Here is a 7,272-nt window from a genome sequence, read left to right as displayed (position 1 = left end):
TAGGCGACCGGCAACCCTCCAGCCCTGGAGCCAGGGTGCTACGCGGCCTGGCGGCACCCCGCCCAGATGACCAGGCGGTTCATGAAAGGATGCCCCCATGAGCACGCGCCTGATCCTGATCGCCGATACCCATCTGCCCAAACGGGCCCGCGGACTGCACCCGAGCCTGTGGGAGCAGATCGAGGCGGCCGATATCGTCTTCCACGCCGGGGACTGGGTGGAACCGGAGCTGTTGGACGAGCTGGAGCGGCGCTGCCGGACATTGGTCGCCGTCCACGGGAACAACGACGGCGAGGAATTGCGTTCCCGGCTCCCCGAGATCGCCCACGTGGAGATCGAGGGACTGCGCTTTTCGATCATCCACGAAACCGGGGCCTCCGCGGGCCGGGAAAAACGGTGCGCCCAGCAGTTCCCGGACACCGACGTGCTGGTCTTCGGGCACAGCCACATCCCATGGGACACCACGGCGGCCAATGGCCTGCGATTGCTCAATCCCGGATCACCGACGGATCGGCGGCGCCAGCCGGTGTGCACCTACATGAGCGCAGTGGTGGACGACGGCGTCCTGGGCGAGGTATCCGTCATTCCAGTGGAGCGGGTCGGGGCCTGACGAGGCCCGGACTGGACTACTTCTTGCGTCCGACCGCGAAATAACTGAGCGGGCCGATGAAATTGAAGAAGCTCGCGAAGAACCATGCGGTCTTGGGCCCGTTGACCTCGGCCGAGGGCCGCGTCGCGAGGTCCTTCAGGGCCGCCCCCTGCAATGCGACCTGGGCCGCTCCCAGCAGCATGACCCAGAACTTGCGTCCCGTGCTGAGGTCCTTGAAATGCTTCCTGGCCATCATCATCACTCCCGACGTTCGTTGATGGGACCAGCCTAGACGAGTAGCCCGCCCGACACACCGCCAGAACAAGGAAACGGCGGCACCCGCAGGGGGTGCCGCCGTCGTGCTGCCGGTGGCAGTGCCCTGCCTGCTTCCTACTAGCGCAGCGGGCTGAAGTGGCGCATCAGCGGGGCCGTGCCCTGGCCGGTCATCTCGGCGGCCAGCATCTTGCCGGTCAGCGGGCCGAGGGCGACGCCCCACATGCCATGGCCGCCGGCGACGTGCACGCGCGGGGACTTGGTGGCGCCGATCAACGGCAGGCCATCGGCGGTGCAGGGACGGGCTCCCACCCATTCCTCCTGGCGGTCCTCCCAATCGATGCCGGTGTACATCGGGGAGGCGGCCTTGATGATCGCCTGGATCCGGCGTTCGTCCAACGGCGCATCGGCGTCGCGGAATTCCATCATGCCGGCGACCCGGAAGCGATCCCCCAGCGGCGTGCAGGCGACCCGCTGGGCGGGGAAGTAGATGGGGTGGGTCGGCATGGACTCGGGCTTGACGGTGAAGCTGTAGCCACGCCCTGCCTGGACGATCTGGCGGACGCCGAATTTGCGGGTCAGCGAGTTCAACCAGGCTCCGGTGGCCAGGACCACCGAATCGGCGGTCATGCTCCTGCCGCTGGAACCGATCACCGTCACGGAGTTCCCGGAGTCACGGACGTCGGAGACGGCGAAGCCGTCAATGATCTCCCCGCCGCGCTGGCGTACCGACTCGGCGAGCGATTCCATGAAGTTCGGCGGGTTGAGGAAACGCTGGTCGTGGATCTTCACGCCGGCGGTGACCCCCGAACCCAAGGTGGGCTCCAGTGCGCGGATCTCCGCGCCGGTCATCAGATCGAAGTCCACGGATCCTCCGGCTTCGCGGATGCCCTCGAACTCGTGCACCAGTCCCTCGCGGTCCTTCTCGGTGGCGAAGGCGGCCAGGAAGGGCTCGGCCGGTTTGGTGGGTTCGGTGACCGCGTTGCTGCCCTCGGCCAGCTCGGCGAAGGCATCCAGACCGGTGCTGCCGATCTCACTGAACACCTTCATGGCTTCGCGCCATTTGCCCGGGGTGCAGTGCCGGGCGAATCCGGCCAGGAACCTGATCAACGAAGGATCGGTGGTCAACGGGATGTAGAGGGGCGAGGCAGGGTCCAGCATGGCCTTGGCTCCGGTGGCGAACACGGAGGGTTCGCTCAATGGCAGGGTCAGGGCCGGGGTCAGCCAGCCGGCATTGCCCCAGGAGGAGCCGGCGGAGACTCCGGTCCGGTCGACGATGGTGACCCGGACCCCCCGCTCCTGCAGGTGCCAGGCGGTCGACAGACCGACGATGCCCGCGCCGACGACGACGACGTGTTCAGGATGTTGCATGCCCATGGTTTCTCCCGTTGGCTCGATCAGACTCGCACCGTAAGGATGCCCGAGCCCGCCGCCAACCTCAACCCCTCGGGAGGTTTCCACGGTAGCGCTGGCACCCGGAGGCCAAATCATGAATTAATCACGGGCACAGACGGTAATTCAGCATTTACTTCGGTCTTTGCCCTACTTTATTCCTTGGTCCACCGGGACTATGTCACAGCCGCGACCACCGGGCTCCCCCAGGCCCAGGTCCGACGCGGTCCGGACCCGGGGATCTTCGACCGCCGACCCATCGCCGCCATGACAGGGCCTCGACACAACCCTTGACATTGCCCGTGTGACCCAGTTCCCTATATTGCATAACGGAATTCAGTTTCCGCTATACGGAATCCCAGGTGATCAGCCAGGGATCCGGACCCCAGTACAAGGAACAGCTGTCGCCCGGACCTGCTTCCGATCATCCGCACACAAGGGAAACTCCATGAACAAGAACGCATCAAGCGCCGCGGCAGGCCGCCGCACCGCGCCTGCACGTCCCGAAGACGAGCGTCTGCCCATCGGTAGCACCTTCGCTTACGGCTTCCAGCACGTTTTGACCATGTACGGCGGAATCATCGCCCCGCCACTGATCGTCGGCACCGCAGCGGGCATGAGCTCCTCCGACGTCGGCCTGCTCATTGCCGCCTGCCTGTTCGTCGGCGGCCTGGCCACCCTGCTCCAGACCATCGGCATTCCGTTCTTCGGGTCCCAGCTGCCGCTGGTCCAGGGCGTCTCCTTCGCCGGCGTGGCCACCATGACGGCCATCATCGGTGGCGGCGGTGGCATCCAAGCGGTCTTCGGAGCGGTGATGGTCTCCGCAGCCGTCGGGCTGCTGATCACCCCGGTGTTCTCCAAGGTGATCAGATTCTTCCCACCGGTCGTCAACGGCGTGGTGATCACCGTCATCGGCTTGTCGCTGATGCCGGTGGCCGCCAACTGGGCCATGGGCGGCAATGACAAGGCCGACGACTACGGCTCCATGGCCAACATCGGTCTGGCCGGCGCGACCCTGCTGATCGTCCTGCTGCTGAGCAAGCTCGGCAATGCGACGATCTCCCGCCTGTCCATCCTGCTGGCCATCGTCATCGGTACGCTGGTCGCCGTCTTCACCGGCATGGCCGACTTCTCCGGGGTCGGCAACGGCCCGGTCTTCGCCTTCCCGGCCCCCTTCGCCTTCGGCTGGCCGACCTTCGAACTGCCGGCCATCATCTCGATGCTGATCGTCACGCTGGTCATCCTGACCGAAACCACGGCGGATATCCTGGCCGTCGGTGAAATCGTCGAAACCGAGGTCGATTCCAAGCGCATCGGCAACGGTCTGCGCGCCGACATGATCTCCAGCCTGATCTCGCCGGTGTTCAACTCCTTCACCCAGAGCGCCTTCGCCCAGAACGTCGGGCTGGTGGCCATCACCGGCATCAAGAGCCGTTTCGTGGTCAGCGCCGGCGGCCTGATCCTCGTGCTGCTGGGCCTGCTGCCGGTCATGGGACGCATCGTCGCGGCGGTGCCTACCGCGGTCCTCGGCGGAGCCGGCATCGTGCTCTTCGGCACCGTGGCCGCCAGTGGCATCCGCACGTTGGCCAAGGTCAACTACAAGGACAACATGAACCTGATCATCGTGGCCACCGGCGTCGGCTTCGGCATCATCCCGATCGCCGCCCCGGCCTTCTGGAACGAGTTCCCGACCTGGGTCGGCACGATCTTCCACTCGGGCATCAGCTCGGCCGCGGTCGCCGCGATCCTGCTGAACATCCTGTTCAACCACATCAAGGTCGGAACCCCGACGGACCCCTCGGTCTTCGCCAAGGCCCCGGTCCGGCCGGCCACCGAAAAGGACTTCGAGACCCACGAAGTCTCCGAGGTCTAGGCCCCGGACACCAGACCGACACCAGTAGAAAAGCGAGGGAGCAGCTCCGGGACACCGGGGCTGCTCCCTCGCATTTCGTGACCGGGTCTCAGCCCCCGTGTGCCTGCAGGAACTCGTACACCTCGGTTTCGTCGACCCCGGGGAACGCCCCCGAAGGCATGGCGGCCAACAGGTGGGAGTTCGCCCGGGCCGCCGGCCAGGCCTGACCGGCCCAGGAGCGGGCCAGCGCCTCCGGCGGACGCTTGCAACACGACTCATCCGGGCAGCGTGATTTGGACCGTTCGGTGGTGTCACGGCCGCGGAACCACTTCACGTGTTCGTAGGGGACCCCGATGCTCAGCGAGTACATCCCCGAGGAGTGGCGTTCGGTGCGGGCGGTGCACCAGAAGGTCCCCACCACGGTGTCGGTGTATTGCTCGAAGGCCCGGAACTTATCCGGGACCTCGAAGACCTCGCGGCTGGTCCAGTACCGGCAGATCGACTGCCCCTCGATGGCGCCGGTGTGGTCGGCGGGGAAGTTCACGTCGTCGTTCTCGTAGGCCTTGTGCAGGATGCCCGACTCGTGGACCTTCTGGAAGTGGCAGGTGATGCCCAGGTGTTCGGTGGCCAGGTTCGTGAAGCGGTGGGCCGCCGATTCGTAGGAGACCGCATAGGCATCACGCAGGTCCTCGATCGCCAACGACTTGGACTTCTTGGCCTCCTCGAGGAAACCCACGGTGGTCTTCTGCGGCATCAGCAGGGCCGCGGCGAAGTAGTTGGTGTAGACCCGCTGACGGAGGAACTCGCTGTAGTTCCGGGGGGCCTCATGACCCAGGACGTAGTGGCCCAGCGCCTGCAGCAGCACCGACCGGGCGTCATGATCGCTTCGGGTCCCCTGCACCAGATAAATTCTGCGGTTCTTCAGATCGGTCACCGACCGGGTCGAATGCGGCAGGTCCCCGACGAAGCGCAGCCCGAATCCCAGATGCTCGGCCAGATCGGCGGCGACATGGTGGGACAACGGTCCCGAGGTGTGCCCGACGGCGTCGAGCAGACCCTGGGCCTGCTTCTCCAGCTCGGGGTAGTGGTTGTTGCATTCACGCATTTCGGTGCGGATCTCGGTATTGGCCCGACGCGCTTCCTCGGGGGTCGCCGCCTGCTCCTCGAGCCGCCGTTCGAGCTCATGCTGCAGGCCGACCATGGATTCAAGCACATCCATCGGCAACCGTGAGGACACCCGGACCTTGGGCAGCCCCAAGGATCCGTAGAGCGGTCCGCGCTGGGCCCTTTCCAACTCGATTTCCAGCCCGGCCCGCCGGCTCGGAGGCTCGGATCCGAGCAGGTCGTCCACGCCGGTATCCAGGGCGGCGGCCAGTTGCCGCAACAGCCCCACCTTGGGCTCGCGTTTTCCGTTCTCGATCAGGCTCAGCTGCGAGGGGGCCACCGAGACCAGGGCACCCAACCCATCCAGGGTCAGCGCCTTGCCCTTGCGTAGGTGGCGCACCCGGCGGCCCAGGGCAATGGCATCCAGTTCGGGGTCGTCGTGGGTCGAGGCGCCCTGCGGGGACTGTCCGCCGGAGGGCCGGTTCCATGTGGGAGTCGTCACTTCTTGAGAATAGCTCAAGAAGTGCAAATCTTTCCACCCCAACCCCCTAGAAAACCCCTTGCGGATCGCGAAGAGTCATGACTACGAACAAAAACACGGAAACATCGACCGACCGGCAGAGGCGCCGGGAACGTCGTCGGATCCCCGGGACACCCGGAGCGACACCAAGGAGAATGCCATGACGCAGAAGCAGAATTCCGCCGCAGAGCGCGAACAGGCCCTGGAGATGGAGTGGAGCGCCAACCCCCGCTGGGCAGGCATCACCCGCGAATACACGGCGGCGGAGGTCGTTCGGCTGCAGGGACGCGTCGTCGAAGAGAACACGTTGGCCCGTCGCGGTTCCGAAAAGCTCTGGGACCAGCTCACCACCGAAGCCACGACCGGCGCCTACACCAACTCCCTGGGCGCCCTGACCGGCAACCAGGCGGTCCAGCAGGTCAAGGCAGGCCTGCGGGCCATCTACCTCTCCGGTTGGCAGGTTGCCGCCGACGCCAACCTCGCCGGCCAGACCTACCCCGACCAGTCGCTCTACCCGGCCAACTCGGTCCCCCAGGTGGTGCGCCGCATCAACAACGCCCTCCAGCGCGCCGACCAGATCGAATTCGCCGAGGACATCCATTCCGTCGAGGACTGGCTGGTCCCGATCGTCGCCGACGCCGAGGCCGGCTTCGGTGGCCCGTTGAACGCCTACGAACTGATGAAGTCGATGATCACCGCCGGCGCCTCGGGGGTGCACTGGGAAGACCAGCTCGCCTCGGAGAAGAAGTGCGGCCACCTCGGCGGCAAGGTCCTCATCCCCACCGGCCAGCACATCCGCACCCTCAATGCCGCCCGCCTGGCCGCCGACGTTTCCGATACCCCCAGCGTGATCATCGCCCGCACCGATGCCGAGGCCGCCACCCTGATCACCTCCGACGTCGATGAGCGTGACGCGCAGTTCGTCACCGGCGAGCGCACCGCCGAAGGCTTCTACAAGGTCCGCAACGGGATCGAACCCTGCATCGCCCGGGCCAAGGCCTACGCCCCCTATTCCGACCTCATCTGGATGGAGACCGGGACCCCTGACCTGGAGATGGCCAAGAAGTTCGCCGAAGCAGTCAAGGCCGAACACCCCGACCAGATGCTCGCATACAACTGCTCGCCGTCCTTCAACTGGAAGAAGCACCTCGACGACGCCACGATCGCCAAGTTCCAGCGCGAACTCGGCGCCATGGGATTCACCTTCCAGTTCATCACCCTGGCCGGGTTCCACGCCCTGAACCACTCGATGTTCGATCTGGCCTCCGGCTACGCCCGGAACGGCATGAGCGCCTACGTCGAACTCCAGGAACGCGAATTCGCCTCCGAGGCCGCCGGCTACACCGCCACCAAGCACCAGCGCGAGGTCGGCACCGGCTACTTCGACCAGATCGCCACGACCCTGAACCCCGAAGCATCCACCCTGGCTCTGGTGGGATCCACCGAAGCCGGCCAGTTCCACTAGGCACCACACGACGCCGGTGCCGGGGCCCACCCACCCGGGCACCGGCGTCGTCCCCCACCATTTTTAAGGAGATCCGC

6 protein-coding genes are annotated in these 7,272 nt (G+C 65.9%); 3 read left to right on the top strand and 3 right to left on the bottom strand.

Going from position 1 to position 7,272, the window contains the following annotated elements; genetic code table 11:
• Positions 1-97: 97 nt before the first annotated feature.
• Complete coding sequence (locus ACT3S6_RS08435; protein WP_444554560.1) at positions 98-610, top strand: metallophosphoesterase family protein; 513 nt, start codon at positions 98-100, stop codon at positions 608-610.
• A 16-nt stretch (positions 611-626) separates the two neighbouring features.
• Here the strand turns inward: ACT3S6_RS08435 and ACT3S6_RS08430 are convergent, their stop codons facing one another.
• Positions 627-842: a PLDc N-terminal domain-containing protein gene (locus ACT3S6_RS08430; protein ID WP_443382036.1), complete on the bottom strand. Its 216-nt coding sequence runs from the start codon at positions 840-842 to the stop codon at positions 627-629.
• 140 nt (positions 843-982) lie between these two features.
• Positions 983-2,239: an NAD(P)/FAD-dependent oxidoreductase gene (locus ACT3S6_RS08425; protein ID WP_444554559.1), complete on the bottom strand. Its 1,257-nt coding sequence runs from the start codon at positions 2,237-2,239 to the stop codon at positions 983-985.
• A gap of 463 nt (positions 2,240-2,702) precedes the next feature.
• Here ACT3S6_RS08425 and ACT3S6_RS08420 point away from each other — a divergent pair, with 463 nt between their 5' ends.
• The gene (locus tag ACT3S6_RS08420) at positions 2,703-4,127 is read left to right on the top strand and encodes a nucleobase:cation symporter-2 family protein (protein WP_444554558.1); all 1,425 of its coding nucleotides are present in this window, start codon (positions 2,703-2,705) and stop codon (positions 4,125-4,127) included.
• Positions 4,128-4,215: 88 nt separating this feature from the next.
• On the opposite strand, the gene ACT3S6_RS08415 is transcribed toward ACT3S6_RS08420, so the two are convergent.
• Positions 4,216-5,739: a helix-turn-helix domain-containing protein gene (locus tag ACT3S6_RS08415; RefSeq protein ID WP_444554563.1), complete on the bottom strand. Its 1,524-nt coding sequence runs from the start codon at positions 5,737-5,739 to the stop codon at positions 4,216-4,218.
• Positions 5,740-5,890: 151 nt separating this feature from the next.
• On the opposite strand from ACT3S6_RS08415, the gene aceA reads away from it, so the two are divergent.
• Complete coding sequence (gene aceA / locus ACT3S6_RS08410) at positions 5,891-7,195, top strand: isocitrate lyase (protein ID WP_444554557.1); 1,305 nt, start codon at positions 5,891-5,893, stop codon at positions 7,193-7,195.
• Positions 7,196-7,272 lie beyond the last annotated feature (77 nt).

Origin of the sequence: Arthrobacter sp. AOP36-C1-22 (genome assembly GCF_052377515.1) — a bacterium.
Lineage (GTDB): Bacteria > Actinomycetota > Actinomycetes > Actinomycetales > Micrococcaceae > Arthrobacter_H.
This window is presented reverse-complemented; position numbering and strand designations above follow the sequence as displayed.